The sequence below is a fragment of the Ruegeria sp. CDSB086 genome, assembly GCF_059611065.1.
In genome coordinates this window covers 38,843-57,504 of record NZ_JBXWOV010000015.1, presented here as the reverse complement: position 1 = coordinate 57,504, position 18,662 = coordinate 38,843, and the positions used below count along the sequence as shown (strand labels likewise).

At 55.2% G+C, this 18,662-nt stretch carries 17 protein-coding genes; 12 read left to right on the top strand and 5 right to left on the bottom strand.

Translation table 11 applies throughout. The features are described from left to right. Position 1: 1 nt before the first annotated feature. Entirely contained in the window at positions 2-715 is a 714-nt protein-coding gene (cuyB, locus tag AC2FIO_RS21765; protein ID WP_496699943.1) for a cysteate racemase, read from the top strand. 45 nt (positions 716-760) lie between these two features. Here the strand turns inward: cuyB and AC2FIO_RS21760 are convergent, their stop codons facing one another. Next, positions 761-1,660 (bottom strand): LysR family transcriptional regulator, encoded by a 900-nt coding sequence (locus tag AC2FIO_RS21760; protein WP_496699942.1) that lies wholly within the window; start codon positions 1,658-1,660, stop codon positions 761-763. A gap of 254 nt (positions 1,661-1,914) precedes the next feature. On the opposite strand from AC2FIO_RS21760, the gene AC2FIO_RS21755 reads away from it, so the two are divergent. The 4 genes from AC2FIO_RS21755 to AC2FIO_RS21740 all read left to right on the top strand — a co-directional run bounded on the left by AC2FIO_RS21755 (position 1,915) and on the right by AC2FIO_RS21740 (position 6,261). After that, positions 1,915-2,880, top strand: a complete 966-nt coding sequence (locus tag AC2FIO_RS21755) for an ABC transporter substrate-binding protein (protein ID WP_496699941.1) — start codon at positions 1,915-1,917, stop codon at positions 2,878-2,880. A gap of 68 nt (positions 2,881-2,948) precedes the next feature. Next, positions 2,949-4,004, top strand: a complete 1,056-nt coding sequence (locus AC2FIO_RS21750; protein ID WP_496699940.1) for a quaternary amine ABC transporter ATP-binding protein — start codon at positions 2,949-2,951, stop codon at positions 4,002-4,004. Continuing rightward, positions 4,001-5,542 carry an ABC transporter permease gene (locus tag AC2FIO_RS21745; RefSeq protein ID WP_282119241.1) on the top strand — a complete coding sequence of 514 codons (1,542 nt, stop codon included), beginning with the start codon at positions 4,001-4,003 and terminating at the stop codon, positions 5,540-5,542. Before AC2FIO_RS21750 ends, AC2FIO_RS21745 begins: the two co-directional genes overlap by 4 nt. Continuing rightward, entirely contained in the window at positions 5,539-6,261 is a 723-nt protein-coding gene (locus tag AC2FIO_RS21740; RefSeq protein WP_496699939.1) for an alpha/beta fold hydrolase, read from the top strand. The genes AC2FIO_RS21745 and AC2FIO_RS21740 overlap by 4 nt, the downstream gene beginning before the upstream one ends. Before the next feature lie 289 nt (positions 6,262-6,550). On the opposite strand, the gene AC2FIO_RS21735 is transcribed toward AC2FIO_RS21740, so the two are convergent. The 3 genes from AC2FIO_RS21735 to AC2FIO_RS21725 form a co-directional block, all read right to left on the bottom strand. Further along, entirely contained in the window at positions 6,551-7,333 is a 783-nt protein-coding gene (locus AC2FIO_RS21735) for an ATP-binding cassette domain-containing protein (protein WP_282119243.1), read from the bottom strand. Further along, the gene (locus tag AC2FIO_RS21730) at positions 7,333-8,403 is read right to left on the bottom strand and encodes an ABC transporter permease (protein ID WP_109310884.1); all 1,071 of its coding nucleotides are present in this window, start codon (positions 8,401-8,403) and stop codon (positions 7,333-7,335) included. The genes AC2FIO_RS21735 and AC2FIO_RS21730 overlap by 1 nt, the downstream gene beginning before the upstream one ends. Before the next feature lie 117 nt (positions 8,404-8,520). Further along, on the bottom strand, positions 8,521-9,540 hold the full coding sequence (locus AC2FIO_RS21725) for a sugar ABC transporter substrate-binding protein (RefSeq protein WP_109311180.1): 1,020 nt from the start codon (positions 9,538-9,540) through the stop codon (positions 8,521-8,523). Between the two features lie 186 nt (positions 9,541-9,726). On the opposite strand from AC2FIO_RS21725, the gene AC2FIO_RS21720 reads away from it, so the two are divergent. Continuing rightward, on the top strand, positions 9,727-10,926 hold the full coding sequence (locus AC2FIO_RS21720) for an ROK family transcriptional regulator (protein WP_282119518.1): 1,200 nt from the start codon (positions 9,727-9,729) through the stop codon (positions 10,924-10,926). 100 nt (positions 10,927-11,026) lie between these two features. On the opposite strand, the gene AC2FIO_RS21715 is transcribed toward AC2FIO_RS21720, so the two are convergent. Beyond that, positions 11,027-11,833, bottom strand: coding sequence for a hypothetical protein (locus tag AC2FIO_RS21715; protein ID WP_496699938.1), 807 nt, complete (start codon positions 11,831-11,833; stop codon positions 11,027-11,029). Between the two features lie 499 nt (positions 11,834-12,332). On the opposite strand from AC2FIO_RS21715, the gene AC2FIO_RS21710 reads away from it, so the two are divergent. The 6 genes from AC2FIO_RS21710 to AC2FIO_RS21685 are packed head-to-tail and all read left to right on the top strand — an operon-like array spanning position 12,333 to position 18,515. Further along, a complete protein-coding gene (locus AC2FIO_RS21710; RefSeq protein WP_496699937.1) occupies positions 12,333-13,046 on the top strand; it encodes a DUF4129 domain-containing protein in 714 nt (237 codons plus the stop codon). Continuing rightward, positions 13,043-14,359, top strand: coding sequence for a hypothetical protein (locus AC2FIO_RS21705; protein ID WP_496699936.1), 1,317 nt, complete (start codon positions 13,043-13,045; stop codon positions 14,357-14,359). The genes AC2FIO_RS21710 and AC2FIO_RS21705 overlap by 4 nt, the downstream gene beginning before the upstream one ends. Then, the gene (locus AC2FIO_RS21700) at positions 14,349-15,305 is read left to right on the top strand and encodes an AAA family ATPase (protein ID WP_496699935.1); all 957 of its coding nucleotides are present in this window, start codon (positions 14,349-14,351) and stop codon (positions 15,303-15,305) included. The genes AC2FIO_RS21705 and AC2FIO_RS21700 overlap by 11 nt, the downstream gene beginning before the upstream one ends. A 44-nt stretch (positions 15,306-15,349) precedes the next feature. Then, positions 15,350-16,600, top strand: a complete 1,251-nt coding sequence (locus AC2FIO_RS21695) for a DUF58 domain-containing protein (RefSeq protein ID WP_496699951.1) — start codon at positions 15,350-15,352, stop codon at positions 16,598-16,600. Beyond that, positions 16,600-17,598: a stage II sporulation protein M gene (locus tag AC2FIO_RS21690; RefSeq protein WP_496699934.1), complete on the top strand. Its 999-nt coding sequence runs from the start codon at positions 16,600-16,602 to the stop codon at positions 17,596-17,598. Before AC2FIO_RS21695 ends, AC2FIO_RS21690 begins: the two co-directional genes overlap by 1 nt. Continuing rightward, the gene (locus AC2FIO_RS21685; RefSeq protein ID WP_496699933.1) at positions 17,595-18,515 is read left to right on the top strand and encodes an RDD family protein; all 921 of its coding nucleotides are present in this window, start codon (positions 17,595-17,597) and stop codon (positions 18,513-18,515) included. Before AC2FIO_RS21690 ends, AC2FIO_RS21685 begins: the two co-directional genes overlap by 4 nt. The last annotated feature ends 147 nt before the right edge of the window (positions 18,516-18,662 follow it).

The window sequence follows — 18,662 nt, the reverse complement described above, 5'->3', positions numbered from 1 at the left end:
AATGACATTGCGCCCAATTGGCATTCTAGGTGGCATGGGTCCCGAGGCCACCATCCTCCTCCAGCGTAAGCTGGTGGAGGCCGTGCCGGTAAGTGATGACCGCGATCACATCCCGCTTCTGATTGATATGAACCCGCAGGTGCCGTCGCGGATTGATCATCTGATTGAGGGGAAGGGCGAAGACCCGGGACCGACGCTTGCCGCAATGGCACGCCGTCTTCAGGGCGCTGGCGCCGCTGCGCTGGCAATGCCCTGCAACACGGCGCATCACTACGCCGACGCGATCACGGATGCAGTGACCGTTCCTTTGTTGAATATGGTGAAACTGGCTGCGGATCATGCTGTCAGTGAACTGGGGGCCGGTGGATGCGTTGGCGTGCTCGCCTCACCCGCAGTGCTCCGTACCCGCCTTTTCGAAACGGCATTGCAAGCCCGCGGGCTATCGATTGTCTGGCCAACGGATAGTGACAGGCTGCTGACGGCGATCCGTAGAATTAAGGTCGACGGTCCAAGTGATGACGCGCGTGAAACACTGCGAACGGCCTCAATTGCATTGGCCAAAGCGGGGGCAGATCTGCAACTTGTCGCCTGCTCAGAATTCTCGCTTATTGCCGATGGCGTCGCGGATGAGGTCAAAGCAGCGGACACGATTGATTTGCTGGTCCACGCGATCATTGAGTTTTCTCAAATAGGCTATCTTAGCGACGCAGACTAGAGAACTGCGCCGCGCACAGTAGCAGCTCGCTTTGGAAGATTGACGTCACAAACGTTCCCAAAGCTGGAGCGCGATTTGATCAAAGCCGGATGGATTGGAAAAGGCTGAAATTGTCAACGTCGCGCTCCACGCATCATCACCGACTGGCACTAGCAAGCCTTGATCAAGTTCTGCTGTAATTGCCGTTTCGGGCATCCAGGCAACGCCGCTTCCTGTCATCAATCGCCGCTTAATGGTCTCGACAAGGCTGTCGACATAGATCGTCTCGGTATTCAGGGATTTCCGATCAATGGTGTTTTCTACGACCATTCCCAGAAACGAAGACCGGTCATAGGCAAGATAGGGGATTGGCGGGCCGTCCTGTCGTGCAAGATCCCATCCCATAGTGCGCGCTGGTTCAACAGCCGCCACCGGCACCAGACGATCCTTTACCAGATCCTTACGTTCAAATGCGGCCTCATCAATCATTGGCGAGACTGAATGATGATAATAACAAAGCAGGATATCCACCGCGCCTTCGATCAAAAGATCACAACATGTGCTTAAGGAATCAGATAAGACACGTGTGCGTAATTCGGGGATTTGCCTCTGCAACTCGTCTATCCGGGTTGCCAGAAAATTAACGGCTATGGTGTGAAGAACCGAAAACCTGATGAACCGGCTATCGCCGCGATCGGCATCCCGTAACGATTGGCGCGATTCCGATAACTGAGACATGGCCGCCAGAGCAACAGGCAGGAACTGTTGACCGGCCTCTGTCAGCTGAACAGGGTAAGTCGCTCGGTTGACCAGGGGCAATCCAACCCAACTTTCCAAAGCTTTGATTCTACGGCTGAATGCGGATTGCGTGATGTTTCTTTCGTCGGATGCGCGGGTGAAATTCAAGGTCCGGGCAAGACATTCAAAGTCACGTAGCCAATTCAGGTCCAATGTGTGCTCCAACATGTCAACAGACGTGCTAGGCCAGCATAACGCAAACTATGCAAAGAATGAATAGTTTGATGAAATGTTTGAATTGGCTCTGAGAAAAGCTCTTGATCTAGACTTCAGGACAGGGTCTGGCGGTTGGTCTTCTTTATTTCCTTCCGTCCGATGTTGCAGCCAAAAGGATATTGGCTCGACCCTATTGCGCAATAGGAAAGTCGAACGACGGAAAAAACGACGCCGAAACACGGCGCATTTCAACAGAGGAGAAGACCATGAGAACCAATCTGAAAACGCTGGGAATCGCAGCCGCGGTCAGCATTTATGCGATGCCGGCTTTCGCAGCCGAAGAGGTCAAAATAGGTGTGCCATCCTGGACCGGCGCGCAGGCCATTGCACACGTGCTGGGTGCGGTGGTGGAAATGCGTATCGGCGGCAAAGTTGAATATGTGCCCGGCAACAACGCCACGATTTTTCAGGCGATGGATCAGGGTAAGGGCGATATCGACGTGCACCCCGATGTTTGGCTGCCCAACCAAGAAAGCTTTACCAAGAAATATGTAGACGAAGCGGGCACAGTAACCCTGTCGTCGAACCCCTATGAAGGCAATCAGGGTTTCTGCGTTAGCAAGGATTTTGGTGAAGCCAACAATATCACCGATATTGCAGATTTAGGCCGTCCCGATGTTGCCGCGCTGATGGACAGTGATGGCAACGGAAAGGGTGAAATGTGGATCGGAGCGCCGGGTTGGGCTTCGGCCAATGTGAACGAAGTCAAAACCCGCGACTACGGTCTGCTTGATTTCATCGAGCCGGTCCGCGCTGAGGAAAGCGTGAAGACCGCGCGGATCAAGGATAGCATCGCCAAAGGCGAAGGCTATGCCTTCTACTGCTACAAGCCACATGCGGTCTGGTACATGTTCGACGTGCAAATGCTGAGCGAGCCGACTTTCGACCCGGCAAAATACGTGATGGTTCAGCCCTCGGACGATCCGGATTGGTACAGCAAATCCAGCGTTGCGACCAAAGACGCGCTTAAGAACGTTCAGATCGCGTGGTCCAACACATTGCCGGACCGTTCTCCGGCAGTTGCTGACTTTTTTGCGAATTTCGCCCTGACGGCGGACGATGTTAGCGGTTTTGCCTATGAAATCAGCGGTAAAGGTCGTGATCCGGCAGAAGTTGCCCGCGAATGGGTCGAGGCGAACCCGGATCGCGTGGACGCCTGGCTGGGTCTCTGATCCCACTTCCAGAAAAAAGGGTGGCGCCAATTGGTGGCGCCACCCAAGCACAGTTCTCTGGGGGACACATGAACGACGATACCGTTATTGAAATCTCGAATGTCTGGAAGATATTCGGGGGCAGGCCCGAGGTGGCGCTGCAGGCGATCCGCGACCGTGGGTTGGACAAGTCCCAAGTGCTGGCCGAATACAACTGTGTTGTCGGCGTCGCTGATGTCAGCCTTTCGGTAAACCGGGGTGAGATTTTTTGCATCATGGGTCTGTCAGGCAGCGGTAAATCCACCCTGGTTCGCCATTTCAACCGACTGCTGGAGCCGACTGCTGGTAAGATCGAAATCGAAGGCACTGATGTCATGGCCTTGGGGCCAAAAGAGCTTCAGCAGTTTCGCAACAACAAAATCGGTATGGTGTTTCAGAACTTTGCACTGATGCCGCATCGGTCGGTGTTGGATAACGTGGCAATGCCACTGGAAATCCGGCAGGTCAGCAAGAATGAACGCATGCGTCAGGCTGCTGCTATTCTCGATATTGTCGAACTGGGTGCCTGGGGATCAAAGTTCGCACACGAGCTGTCCGGTGGCATGCAACAACGTGTGGGCCTGGCTCGCGCGCTGGCAGCCAACCCGGATGTTCTTTTGATGGACGAGCCGTTCTCGGCCCTTGATCCTTTGATCCGGCGGCAATTGCAGGATGAATTTATCCGCCTGAGCAAGATCCTGAAAAAGACCACGATCTTCATTACACACGACCTAGATGAGGCGGTCCGCATCGGCAATCGGATCGCGATCATGCGCGATGGAAAGGTGGTGCAGATCGGAACAGCCGAAGACATCGTCATGAACCCCGCTGATGACTATGTGGCTGATTTCGTTGCGGGTATTTCACGCCTCAAAGTGGTGCGCGCCCATGCGGTCATGCGGCCAATTCCAGAACATATAGCGGCCCATGGGCCGCTATCGGCGGATGCCCCGCGCGTGAATGAAGGCGAAAATCTGAGCACGCTGATAAATCTGGCAATCGACAACAGCAGCGCAATCCTTGTGGAGGACGGAGGCGTGGATGTTGGCGTCATAACCCGTGCCGATCTGTTGCGCACCGTGATCGAAGGGACCGAAGTGTCATGAGCCTTTCTGATGTGAACCCGTTGGAAGATACCGAAAGCGAAGCGGCCCTTGCTTATGCCGAAGAGCGGCGTGAAAACATTCGCACCTTTGTGCGCACCAGCCCTGACTACTACATCCGCAATTTCGACAAGATTGGTGCGTCGTCCCGCTTTACGCCAACTTTCAATCTGATGGCCGGATTGTTTGGTCCGGTCTGGTTCGGCGCGCGGGGTCTGTGGTCATGGGCGTTACCATTTCTGATCCTCGAAACAATAGCATTTGTGCAGATTGCGCGAGGACTGTTCGGCGATCTGGCAGCTGAGGCAATGGAGCGTATTGCATCGATTGAAGGGACGCTTGAACTGCGTCGTCAGCAATTGGCGGCGGCTATCGAAAACAACTCGGACAAGATCGATGTCTATCAGCGAACGGTGGACTCGCTTGAAGAAAACATAGGGGGTATCCGTGCCGAGGCCGAGGCGATGGCCGCTGAAGGTCCTTACATCATTCTGACCGGCCTGATCATACTGATCATCGTCAAACTGATACAGTCTCAGGTGGCGAACTGGGCGCTTGAGGCACGTTTCTCGGAATGGTTATCAGACCGTTCGATACGCTCGGCCATGCCGGTATCGCAGATTGTGTTCAGCGCGATCTTCATGGCGCTGATCGTCGCCGCAGCGATGATGCACTACAGTTTCCCCGGGCGCTTTTCGCTGCTTAGCCATTTCCCGACAGACCCAAACATCCGCCTGACCAGTATCACGTGGGTGGAAGATTTCATCGCCTGGTGCGTACGCAACAGCGAGGCTTTTTTTGACGGGCTGACATTCGGAATCCGCACTTTGCTGGATGCGCTAGAAGTCATACTGGTCCAGACGCCATGGATCGTGATCGCGAGCCTGATCATTCTGCTGACCTGGCTGACCGCTGGCATTAGCACGGCGATCTATTCAGGCGCATTTCTGGCCTATATGGGCCTCTTGGGTTTCTGGGAAGGTGCCATGACCACGCTGGCCTTGTTGGGGACAGCGGCGTGTTTGTCTATTGTCATTGGTATTCCGCTGGGCATGTTTGCTGCACGTCGCCCACGGTTCTATGCGTTCATCCAGCCGATCATGGATTTCATGCAAACCATGCCGGCCTTTGTCTTCATGGTCCCCGTGATCGCGTTCTTTGGTGTCGGCAAGCCGGCGGCGGTCGTGGTCACCATGATCTTCGGCGGCACGCCAGTGGTGCGCCTGACCGTTCTGGGCTTGCGCGGTGTGCCCGAAAGCGTGCGCGAAGCGGCGATCAGCTTTGGCGCCAATAAGTGGTATCTGCTGACCAAAGTTGACCTACCGCTGGCAAGCCCGTCTATTCGGGCCGGTATCAACCAGACAATCATGCTGTCACTGGCAATGGTTGTCGTGGCTTCGTTGATCGGTGCTAAAGGGTTGGGCGAGGACGTTCTGGAAGCGTTGCAGTACGCGAATGTTGGCCAAGGTATCCTTGCAGGGTTCTCAATCCTGTTCTGTGCCATGATCCTGGATCGCATCGTGCAGGGCGGCCGGAAATGACACCCGTTGTATTTATCCATGGGTTCCTGGGCGGCAGTCGGCAATGGCAAGGGCAGGTCGATGCGTTGGCAGGTTACGATGTCGTCACACTGGACTTGCCAGGGTTTGGTGAAAATGCGCAGCTTGATGCCCTCAGCAGCATCTTGGGTTTTGCTGATTGGGCGCTGAATGAGTTGAAGATGCGTGGCATCGAGAAATTTCACCTGGTTGGGCACTCGATGGGCGGAATGGTCGTACAGGAAATGATTGCCCGCGCACCCGAGCGTGTGGACCGTTTGGTTCTTTATGGCACGGGTTCTGTGGGTGTGCTGCCTGGGCGGTTTGAAACCATTGATACCTCAAAAACGCGCGCCTGCGCAGATGGACCGCAAGCGACGGCCCGACGGATTGCTGCAACCTGGTTTCTCGAGCGGGAACGGGCTGTGACCTATGAAGATTGTGCCGCGATAGCGGAGCAAAGCAGCCTGAAAGCCATACTCACGGGTTTGGATGCGATGCATTCCTGGAGCGGTGCTGAAAGCCTGTCGGCGATCCAGGCCAAAACGCTGGTTCTTTGGGGGGATCGTGATCGTACCTACCCATGGAGCCAGACTGAAAAACTGTGGCAGTCCATTCCAAACGCCAATCTTGCGGTGATACCAGAATCTGCACATGCGACACATCTGGAAAAAGCCGGACTATTCAACGGAGTATTAAGTGATTTTTTTGGTGCCTGCTGACCTATCGTGACCAAAGTAACCAAGCAATAAATGAAATTCTGCTGAAGATTTGGTAATACACGAGATTAATCGTCACCGGGGCAGCTGTGCAGTGAAACAATGTCTACTCTGAAAAATTGCATAGATCTGTTTTGGTCAACGTGTGTTTCGGGTATCTTCGTGGGCCAGAAGTTGATGTAACAACACAACTTCCCAGGCAAGCAGGTGTTCCTAAGCGACGCCTGAGTGTCAAATTCTCGTGAATTGTTACAGACTTTCATTTCACAAACGCGCATTGCGTCGCGTTCGTTTAAGCGGCGTCCTCCTCCGGTGGTTCTTTGGCTCCGGTCATGAAAGCCACGGCGTCGGACATCGTGTAGTCCTTGGGATCAATCGTGCAGAGCCTTTTGCCCAGCCGGTGCACATGTATGCGATCAGCGACTTCGAAGACGTGCGGCATGTTGTGGCTGATTAGTATGATCGGAATGCCACGTGCCCGCACATCCTGAATAAGTTCGAGAACTTTCCGGCTCTCTTTCACCCCCAACGCAGCCGTCGGTTCATCCATGATAATGAACTTGGTTGCAAAGGCTGCGGCGCGGGCGACGGCCACGCCTTGGCGCTGTCCACCAGACAGAGTCTCGACCGTCTGATTGATGGATTGAACGGTCATCAGGCCAAGCTCGGTCAGTTTTTCACGGGCGAATTTTTCCATCGCGGGGCGATCAAGCTGACGTAAATATTTGCCCATGAATCCCGATTTCCGGATCTCACGCCCCATGAACATGTTGTCCGCAATCGACAGGGCAGGAGACATGGCAAGTTGCTGATAAACGATCTCAATCCCCATGTTCCGGGCGTCGATCGGTGAGGTGAAGTTCACCTTCTTCCCTTCGATCAGAATATCGCCCTCATCCGGGATCGTGGCGCCGCAGATGGCTTTGACGATGGATGATTTGCCTGCACCGTTGTCACCGATAACCGCGAGTATTTCACCCTGACGCAGTTCAAAATCGGAATGGTCTATGGCGGTCACATGTCCATAGCGTTTGACGATCCCACGGCCCTGGACGACTGGGGTAGTGTCTGACATTAGCCCGATACCTTTCTGATCCACTGGTCGACCGCGACCGCTGCGATGATGAGAAGTCCGATAAGAAGGAAGGTCCACTGCGCATCCGCGCCCAACAGCCTCAGACCTAAGGTGAACACGCCAACGATCAGTGCGCCAAACAGCGACCCCAGAATGGATCCGCGCCCGCCGAAAAGGGAGATGCCGCCGATCACGACCGCTGTGATGCTTTCGATATTGGCCAATTGGCCAGATGTTGGTGAGACTGACCCGATGCGGCCGATCAAAGCCCAGCCGGCAAAGGCACAGATCAAACCGGATAGCATGTAAACAGACATGAGTGTTCTGTGGACGTTAACGCCGGATAGCTCGGCTGCTTCCGGATCGTCGCCCACAGCATAGACGTGTCGCCCCCAGGCTGTGTGTTTAAGCGCGTAGGCCAATACAAAGATCAGGACGAGCATGAATAGGACGCCAACAGTGAATGTTGCACCGCCGATGCTGAATTTGGTGCCGAAAAATTGCAGAAATGGGGCGTTTGCCTCGATATCCTGGCTGCGTATCGTCTCGTTTGCGGAATACAGGAAATTTGTTGCGAGAATGATCTGCCACATTCCAAGCGTGACGATGAATGGGGGAAGTTTGACGCGGCTGACAAGCCAGCCGTTGAGAGCACCGATCAGGGTTCCGACGCCAAGTCCGCACATGACTGCGATAGGCACCGGTATGCCGTATCGGAACGAGAATTGTCCCATGATAACAGAAGAAAAAACCATGATCGCGCCCACACTCAAATCAATGCCTGCGGTCAGAATGACGAGGCTCTGTGCGGCGGCCACGATACCGACGATCTGAACTTGTTGCAGGATCAGGGTCATTGCGAAGGGTGAAAAGAATTTTGACCCTAAAAGCAGGCCAAAGATCAAAATCGCTCCGACCAGAACGATCAGAGGTACGAGGGACGGGTTGACGTGAAGCAGATGCTGAAGCTTGCCCAGCACACCACGCCGAGGATCGTCAAACTCTGCCACAGTGTCGGTTCGACTGGTGGCAGTTTCAAATTCTTGGGCGCTTTGGTTCGCTTCGGACATATCTCCCCCTTTTCGTGGCTGGCTTCGTGACCACGAAATCAGCTTACAGGAAGTTTCAGTTTGCTGGTGAAAGGAATGGTAAGGCGCCCTTGCGCGCCTCACCTGATAGGTCTGCGTTTAACCCCAGCAGAGCTCCAAACCTTCTGCGACCGAAATTGACTCCACGCCGTCAACGGGTTGATCGGTGATTAGAGCAACACCGGTGTCGTAGAAGTCTTTTCCGGGTGTATTTTCCGGCTTCGTCCCTTCGTCGGCCCATTTTTTGACGGCCTCAACCCCCAATGACGCCATCAAAAGCGGGTATTGCTGGCTTGTGGCCCCGATGACTCCGGCCTGTACGTTCTGTACGCCGGGGCAGCCGCCGTCGACCGAAACGATCAGCACGTCATTTTCACGTCCGATGGATTTCAAAGCCTCGTACGCGCCCGCCGCTGCGGGTTCATTGATCGTGTGAACTACGTTGATCGCTGAATCCTTGGCCAGAAGGTTCTCCATGGCACGGCGCCCACCTTCCTCGTTGCCGTCGGTCACGTCACTGCCGACCAGACGTGCATCCGTTTCGTCGCCAATAACATTGGGATCCGCCAGCTCCACGCCAAAGCCCTCAAGGAATCCTTGGTTGCGCAAAACGTCCACAGTTGGTTGGCTGACATTCAAGTCTAGCGTCGCGATCTTTGCGTCCGCGGCAGCATCGCCCATCTTGGCCTTTGCCCATTGTCCGATAAGCAACCCGGCCTTGTAGTTGTCCGTCGCAAATGTGGCGTCGGCTGAATCAATCGGGCTAAGGGGTGTGTCCAGCGCGATTACCAACACACCGGCGTCTCGCGCTTGTTTAACGGCGGGTACGATCGAACTTGTGTCGGATGCCGTAAGCAGAATTCCTTTTGCACCGTCGAGGATGCAGGTTTCAATGGCCTGAACCTGGGTCTCGTGGTCACCATCGATTTTACCGGCAAAAGCTTTAAGCGTCATGCCAAGCTCTTCGGCCTTGGCTGTCGCACCTTCTTTCATTTTCACAAAGAAGGGGTTGGTATCGGTCTTAGTGATCAGGCAGACGGTTTCCCCGGCAGCGTGAGCAGATGCAGCACCAAACGTGAGAACGGTCGCAGATGCGGCTAGCTTGAGTAGACTTCTCATATTCTCCTCCCAGAAAATTGTTGTGGCCCCGCGCGGCGCGCCGGCAAGACTCGCCTCCATCCCTTAATGAAGGTCCTGTTCAAGAAACTGTGATTCTGGCCTGCCTGTCAATAAATAAATAAAGTTTATTTATTAATTTGCCCGAGCGCCTTTTCATAAGAAAACAAGGTGGTTATGTTCAGGGTTATGGAGAAAGAGGCGCTAAAAATACTGACCGGCGGGGTTAGCCAAAGCGGTGTTCGCGATCATAATGAACGTCTGATTTTGACGGTTTTACAACGACATGGACCGACAGCAGGTGCAGATGTCGCGCGGCTGACGGGCCTGTCCCCACAGACCGTATCAATCATTTTGCGCAAGCTTGAAAAGGACGAGATTCTCAAGCGTGGAACTCCTCTGCGTGGAAGGGTTGGTAAACCGTCGGTTCCCATGGAGCTGAACCCGGAAGGCATCCTGTCAGTCGGGATGAAGATCGGTCGGCGCAGCGCCGATCTGCTCTTGATCGACTTCACCGGCAAGCCCCGCCAACAGATTTCAACGACCTACGATTATCCGCTGCCCGAGGCCGTGTTCGGGTTTCTGGAAACAGGTTTGGAAACGCTTCTGGCCCATGAGCCCCAGAAACTTCGCGATCGTGTCTGCGGGATTGGTATTGGAACTCCATTCGAGCTTTGGAAATGGCATGATTTGTCGGGGCTGGCAGCCAAGAAATTCAGCTCTTGGAAAAACGTGAACTTCTTCTCCGAGGTTGCCAAGTTCAGCGACCTACCGGTATTTGTCGTCAATGACGCAACAGCCGCTTGCCACGCCGAGCACCTCTATGGCCGCGGGGCTGAATATCGCGATTATTTCTACTTCTTCATCGGTTCGATGATCGGCGGCGGGGTTGCATTGAATGGCACTGTGTTCGAAGGCAATCAGGGCAATGCTGGCGCGTTGGGTGCGATGCGCACCACAGGGCCATTGGGCGAAAGCCAGCAATTGATCGATAGCGCTTCGCTGTTTTTGCTTGAGGACAGGCTGATCGAAGCGGGTGTTGATCCGGGTATTCTTTGGAAATCGCCACAGGATTGGAGCAGCATTTCCAAGTATGTCGAACCATGGATCGGCACGACTGCACAGGAATTGGCCAAGGCCGCGCTTTCAATTTGTGCTGTCATCGACTTTGAGGCCATTTTCATTGACGGCGCGTTTCCGACGAATGTGCGCGAAGAACTGGTCTCACGCGTGCGCCGCTATCTGGTTAATCAAGACAAACGCGGATTGATCCCACCAGTTGTCGAAGCCGCTGCGGTTGGAAAAAACGCCCGCGGTATTGGGGCGGCCAGCAGCCCGATTTTCCGCCAGTTTTTATTGAACACGAATGCAGGGCTTTCTGGGATGTAACCGAAGTCCACGTGCTTGTTTCGCGCACGGTCAAGGACTTGGGTGCCAAGTCTGGGATATATTATTGGTCAGGACTCGCGGCCGCAATACAGGACCAAAACTAAGCGAAGACTTTGGCCACGTCATCGCTAGTTTCTTTTTCACGCGTCAGCATAAGAGCGATGCTTGTCAGTCCGAAAACAATAAATGGCAGCATCAGCAGATTTTCAAGCCTTGGGTATACGGCGTCAATTTCTGACAAACGTTCGAACAGATGTGTGTGAAAGACCAATGCCCGAGTGGTGAGCTTTATGATGAAGATCGCTGTTACAACGACAAAGAACTGCAGAACAATATTCCAAGTTCTGATGGGTTTCCCAAAATCTGCCACGCTAAGCCGCGATGAACCAAGTACAACTGCAAAAAACCACATGACGATGGAACATTTTACCGTAATCGGTGTTGTCGGGCTATTTAGAACAAAGATTGACCCCAAGATTATTCCACTGGTGGTAAATGCAAAAACAGAAGCGAGTGCGCGGGCAGAAAAATGAACTTTGCGCAGCGCGGTTAAATCGTCGGATACATCTTCATCAGGCATCGGCCAGAGCGCATGAAGACTGCCCATAATGCCCAGACAGATGTATAAAGCTCCACATCCCAATGCGAGAACCGCTGCCATGTGGGCTGGAGCCAGCCAAGCCACCAAGGGTGCGTTAAATGCGACCACCCCTGTCAAAGTGATCATGACACCGCCGAACAGGCATACTGCAACCTGAATTAAGATATGTCGGGCCTTATAGGGCGCGACGATCTTTTCGTTCAATCCGGGTACGCTCAATAATGCGAGGATGGCGACAAGGCCGGCAACCGTGAAGTATGGAACAATGCCCAGATCGGATCTGGTATTCCAATCAAGCTGTTGCACCAGATACGACACTGACAGTGCGACTGTCAAAGTGGTGATCGCGATGACAATTCTCAGCAATAAACGATGAGCTATTAGTATAAACCAATTCATAGGTGAGGCTTACTCGGGAAACTTGGCTAAACTACGACGTGTTTGTTTCTTTGCAGCGCGACCTGAGTAACCAATCAATTTCTCAAGACCATTCCCAAAATCATGTTTGTTGAACGTTTCTTCCCAGGTTGGCATTGAGGCACCTGTCGTGGACGGTGCGCCGCGATCTGCGGTTTTCCCGGTTCCAGATTGGTGCGTAAGCGGTACTTAGTTTGACCCAGAAGGTCCTTTAGGCAAACACTGACCCACGTCGCGGTTTTAGCTGTGTACGATGAAGGCATATGCCTCACCTTAAAGCTGCATTGAAACGCTACGCGCTGGCACAGAGATCTTGTGCCAAAGCCAAGCGAGATCAGTTAACAACTTAAGATTGCGTGCCGGCTGGCATTCTACTATCGATATGCACATGAGCCGTTATTTGCGATTGATTTACTTAACCAGCATTTTCTTTGTGCCGCATTTGACAGCCGCCCTAGAGGCTACCGAAAACCCCGTTGAGATCGGCGAAAGTGGCGAAGCCTTTCTGAAGGCGATAAGATTAAGCCGTGTCGATGCAGATGTGGCCTACTTCGACCCGGCAAGCCCTCCGCCCCCAATGCAGACAACGCAAGAGCCGCGACCACCCTCTAGTTCAAACCAATGGTCGGTGGGCGGCGATGTGAATTTCGCGACACTGCTTATTTCCGCCGCGATCCTGATGATGATCGCTTTTGTCTTTGTCCGCTACGGCAGCGGCTTTGCCGTCACAATCGGGCGCGAGCGAGAGAATACGGAAAGCGGGCGTGACGGACGGGTACCGCGTGCGGGGTTAGGAACGCCGCCCACTCCGGGCAGCTTGAATGCGATCCTGCGCATAGCGGACCGGCGCGAAGCTTTGATCCGGTTGGCGCAGGCTGCCCTGGGCGCCGCGATCAAAGCCAATGGGGTGCTGCTGCAGCGCAGCTGGACCGCGCGCGACGCGTTGCGCCACTTGCCAGAGGACCAACGTTGTCTTGGCGCCCTACGCAATTTGGTTCTGGCAAGCGAACGGGTGCATTTTGGGGGGCGGGACGTAAGCGAGGATGACTTTCAGGCCCATGTCGCGGATATCCGCCCGCTGTTGACTGAGGTCCCCAAATGAACTCCTCAGCGACCGAAGAGAAAAGGCGCGGCCCCAGAATTGAAACCCTGATTATTCTGGGTTTCGTCGCGTTGCTGCTGTTCACGATCTTTTACGTTATATCACAACGCCAGCAGGTGCTGAGAAGTTCTCCGACGGGGTTTGACGGCCTGCGGATCTGGCTAAACACGAATGAGGTAAGTGCGCAGAGCTTTCTGGGGGGCTGGCAGGTCGATCAGGATACCATTGGCCTGTTGGTGCTGCCGCTATTTGACACTGTGCTGGATGAGGATCGGGTTCATCCGCGCACAAAAGAAGAACTGCTGTTACAGCAGGATGAATACGATCTGCGGCTTGATGCGGTGCTGGAAAAGGCCAGTCGGGTACAGACCCTAGTGATCTTGCCCAAATGGCGCAGCGGGATGCGGCTAACCGGTCGGGCGCATCCGGTCTTGATAAGTCGGCAGGAACAGATCGAAACACTGCTGCAACAGCTGACCGGTCAAAGGGGTGCTCGGATCGAATATGCGCGCATGCCTTTTACGGATTTCGACTATTTTGATGGCGAAGACGTTCGACAATCGGCTCAGATCTATGCGGCACAACTGTTCACCGGGGCTGATTGCTCTCCGCTGATTGGTAATTCGGATGCGATGCTTCTGGCGGAATGCCCGCTGGCGGTCGGTGCGGGGGGCGCACGGGCGTTGGTCCTGTCGGACCCCGATTTGTTGAACAACCATGGGCTGCGCTTGGGCGATAATGCCATTGTCGCCCGCAATCTTCTGAGCGCGCTCGCCGACGAGCGCAACGTGATGATCGACTACAGCCGCGAGGTCTGGCTCTCGGACCCGGAAGAAACCGTGCGTTATGAACGTAGCTGGGCCGATCTGAAGCGATTTTTTGGCCCGCCTTTTCTGACGCTCTGGCTGAGCGGGGTATTGGTGTTGGCTCTGTTTACCTGGCGCTCATGGCAGCGTTATGGCCCGGTGCAGGCTGAGGACGGTGTCAACACAGGCGCAAAATCGCTGGCGGTGCGAGCACGGGCACGTCTGATGCGGCTTTCGGATCAAGACGGGGCTTTGGCCGGTGAATACGCAAAGGCCCGGCTAGCGGCATCTGCGTCGGCTTTGTTTGGCCCGGCGCTTGCCCATCACTATGCTGAACCCAAGGTCTTTTTGGGCTATGTGGCGCGGCACAATCCGGACCTCTCTCGCGACTTGGAAACAGTGTTGAGGGATATCCGGAACCTTCCACATCGGATCCCACCGGCAGAGGCAATGCACCATGTGGACGAACTTGAAGCGCTATTGGAGCAGATAACTAATGACACTTGAAACATTGCGCGCGCGCTCGGACGCGTTGCGTGCCGAGATCAGGAAGACGGTGCTGGGGCAGGAGGATGTGGTAGAGCTGCTTTTGGTCTCGCTTTTTGCGCGCGGCCATGTCTTGCTTGAGGGGCCGCCGGGCACCGCCAAGACCCTGTTGGCGCGCAGTTTTGCCGCTGCACTGGATCTGGAATTCGGGCGTATCCAGTTCACCCCCGATCTGATGCCAGGAGACGTACTGGGCACCTCGATCTTCAATTTTCAGACCAATGATTTCGTCCTGACGCGCGGCCCGGTCTTTACCCAGGTGCTTCTGGCGGACGAGATTAACCGCGCGCCTCCCAAAACGCAGGCTGCGCTCTTGCAGGCGATGAACGAACGGATGGTCAGCATTGATGGCAATGATCACTCCTTGGGCCGTGAATTCATTGTAGTCGCCACCCAAAACCCGATCGAGCAACAAGGTACGTACCCCTTACCAGAGGCGCAGTTGGACCGGTTTCTCTTTAAGCTTGAAATCGACTTCCCGCCCGAGGCAATCGAAATGGCGATCCTGCGCCAGCATGCCAATGCCCCGATCGAAAGCGGTATGGAAACGGATGTACTGTCGAAGACCCTGGATGCGGCCGCCCTGGCGGAATGCCGGGCACTGATCGACGGGATTATCCTCGATGACGATATTCTTGCCTACATCCTGCGGCTGGTCCGGGCGACACGGGAAAGCGCCGAGATTGCTTTTGGCGCGTCTACCCGCGCGGCTGATGCACTGGCAGCGGCGACGCGGGCACAGGCAGGGTTAAACGGACGGGATTTCGCAATCCCGGACGACGTAAAACGGCTTTTCGTACCTGCGTTACGCCATCGAGTAGTTCTGGGTGCCTCGGCCGAGATCGAGGGCCGAAGCTCTGCTATGGTTCTCGAAAATATCCTCAACCAGATCGAGGCTCCCCGCTGATACGTCCATCTACCAGATTGCTGAGCGCTGCCTGCGTCGCCCTTGTGTTGTCGATTCTGGGACTTGCATTTTTCGGCGGGTTGCGTGAATTGGCGCTGGCGCCGTGGGTCCTGTTGGCGCTTTTGTCAGCGGCGGATCTGCTGATGTCCTTCAACCGTCGAAAGCAATTGGTTTTCGACATGCGGCCCGAGATTTTCGTGGGCGAAATGCAGGTGTTGAAATTGCAGGTTCCGGACGCTCCGAAAGACTTGCAGGCGCGGCTAGAATGGCCAAAAGGGTTGAGCGGCGCGGCGGAGTTCGAGTTCAGGATCGGACCGGATGGGACCGGATCAGCCGAGATTGACTGTCGCGGCGTGCGGCGCGGTATCTGGGCATTCGAACATCTCTGGCTTCACTGGTCGTCACGCCTGAAGCTTTTTGATTTCGTGCCACGACTGGATTTCGCACTGGAAGTTCGGGTGGTGCCCAATATTCGGCTTATTCAGTCGGGTGAGATTGCCACGACGGTGCAGTCCACGCTTTATGGCGTGAAGGAAAACCGTGCCATCGGCGAAGGGTCCGAATTTCACCAGCTTCGTGATTTCGTACAGGGTATGGACGTTAAATCGATCGACTGGAAACGCTCGGCCAAACGGCGGGGGCTTGCAGCTAAAGAGTTAAGGGCCGAGCGCAATCACCACGTTATCGTAGCGCTGGATAACGGCTATCTGATGCGCGAAGAGATCGCCGGTGTGCCCAAGATTGACCATGCCGTTACTGCCGCGCTGGCCGTTGCCTGGGCGGCGGCAATTGGCGGTGATCTGGTGGGGTATTACGCCTATGACGTGCGTCCGCGATCTTTTGTGGCACCACGGGCGGGGCGACAGGCTTTCGCGCGCCTGCGCAGCTGGACCAGCGAGCTGGCCTATGTGGGTCACGAGACCAACCATACCCTGGCCCTGACTGAATTGAATGCCCGCACCCCAAAACGCAGTCTGATCATCATTTTCACGGATTTCATCGACACGACTTCGGCCGAGCTTCTGATCGAGAACATCGCCATTCTGTCAAAGCGTCATCTGCTGATCTTCGTCACCATCCGCGACCCAGAGGTCGAGGCGCTGGTGGAATCCGCACCCAAGGATCTGGACGGGGTCGCCACGCTGGTGGCCGCGAACCAGACGATCAGCGAACGTCGTCTGGTGCTGGAAAGGTTGGCGCGTTTGGGGGTCACGGTGCTGGATGCGCGTCCCGATACGGTGACTGCCAAGCTGATCTCGACCTATCTGGAAATCAAGGCGCGGGAGTTGATCTGATGGCGGAAAGCGACCTCATCCGCTCGGCCCGGTTCCGGAAAGAGCGCGAAGCCGACTGGCGTCGTCTGGAAACTTTGGTCACCCAGGCCGAGCGTGTCGGCCTACAGCGAATGGATTTCGCGGCTGCTCGCGATCTGGCCGCGCTTTACCGAAATGCGACCACATCCCTGGCCATTGCCCGCGAAATTTCGTTGGACAAGGCGCTGCTGGACTATCTCGAAGCGCTGACCGCACGCGCCTATCTGTCAGTCTATGCCCCTCAGGAGCGTCTGGGCGGGCTTGTGCGCAAGTTTTTTGTCAGCGGCGCGCCGATTGCGATACGTCGATCCTGGTTGTTTATCCTGATTGGTTTCCTGTGTATGGGGCTGGGGGTTTTGGCGGGATATCAGCTGTTTCTGGAAAACCCGGCTTGGTATCATGTTTTCATGCCGCCGGAACTGGCCGGAGGGCGCGGGCCAACATCTACTACCGAAGAGCTGCGGCAAGTGATTTATGATCAGGATCCCAGCACCTCGGGACTTGGGGCCTTTGCCACTTTCCTGTTCTCGCACAACACGCGCATCGCGATCTTTGTGTTTGGCCTTGGGGTATTCCTGTGTGCGCCGGCGGTCTTGCTGACCTTCTTTAATGGCCTGTCGCTGGGCGCATTTTATGCGCTGCACGTGGAACGCGGTCTGGGCAGTGATCTTGGGGGGTGGTTGTCTATCCACGGGGTGACCGAGCTGTCGGCAATCTGCATTGCATGCGGCGGTGGGGTGCAACTGGGGGCAGCGATCCTTTTTCCAGGGAAAAGAAGCCGCCGCGCTGCTTTGCGCCACGCGGGCCGGGATGCCGTAAAGCTTGCGCTGGTGGCGGCCTTTATGTTGGTGGTCGCTGCCCTTGTGGAAGGGTTCGGGCGCCAGCTTATCCAGGACAAAGCCATAAGGTACGTGATTGGCTGGGGGCTGGGACTATGCTGGCTGGCCTGGTTTGCCTTGGGCGGTAGGGTGCGGCGATGAAACTGTGGCGACGCAAAGACAAGACGGCAGCCCCATCGCTGGGTGAGCTGATCCCGCCCGAAGGTGTACCCATCCACCTTGAGGTGGCCGGGCTAGGGGTGCGCCTTGCCGCGCAGCTTACAGATGTTGGCATTACGCTGATCGCCGCCGTCGCAGTCCTGATATTGATCATGTCCCTGGGTATTGGCACACCTACGACGCTGCTTGCTATCAGCAGTCTTCTGTTCTTCGTGATCCGGGTGCCCTACTACGTCATCGCCGAACTGGCGTGGAACGGTCAGACATTGGGAAAGCGGTTGATGAAGATCAAGGTCGTCTCACATGATGGCCGATCGCTTAGCACGCATGCGTTGGTGCTCAGGAACCTTATGAAAGAGGCTGAGATTTTTCTGCCCGCAACCCTGCTGCTGACACTTGATACCTCATCACCCGTGGCCTCGGGGCTGGCACTGGCCTGGATACTGGGGGGGCTATTTGTGCCGCTGTTCAATCGTCACAGGCAAAGGCTGGGCGATCTGATGGCCGGTACACATGTGATCCACCTACCGGTGCCGGTGCTGTTGACGGATTTGGCTCAGGTTCCGGTCGGCGAGACGGCCGCAAAAACGCGTTTTACCTTTCTGGCGCATCAGCTTGATCACTACGGCGCATTCGAATTGCAGACCCTTGAAACGCTTTTGCGGGCGCAAGAGAAAAGGCGCGCGTCGGGTCCCTCTCAGAATGACAGGGCCACCATTGAAAGCGTGGTTGAAAAGATCCGCCAAAAGATCGGCTACGCGAACAAAGTTCCCGAGGCCGATCGGCTGAAATTCCTCCGGGCGTTCTATAATGCGCAGCGTGAACATCTTGAGAAACGCCAGTTGTTCGGCGAACGCCGCAGGGACAAGCACTATGCGGTCGACGATAACTCTTCGTAATTCATGTCAATAGCCGCCCCTTTTTTGCCCGAAAATTGGCTTGGAAAGGCCGCTCTCAAACTCAATTACCGGTGTCATAAAGATACTGAAGACAACCTTAGATGATCATCATACACTAGCCGAAACACAGAGTAGTATTGAGGATAA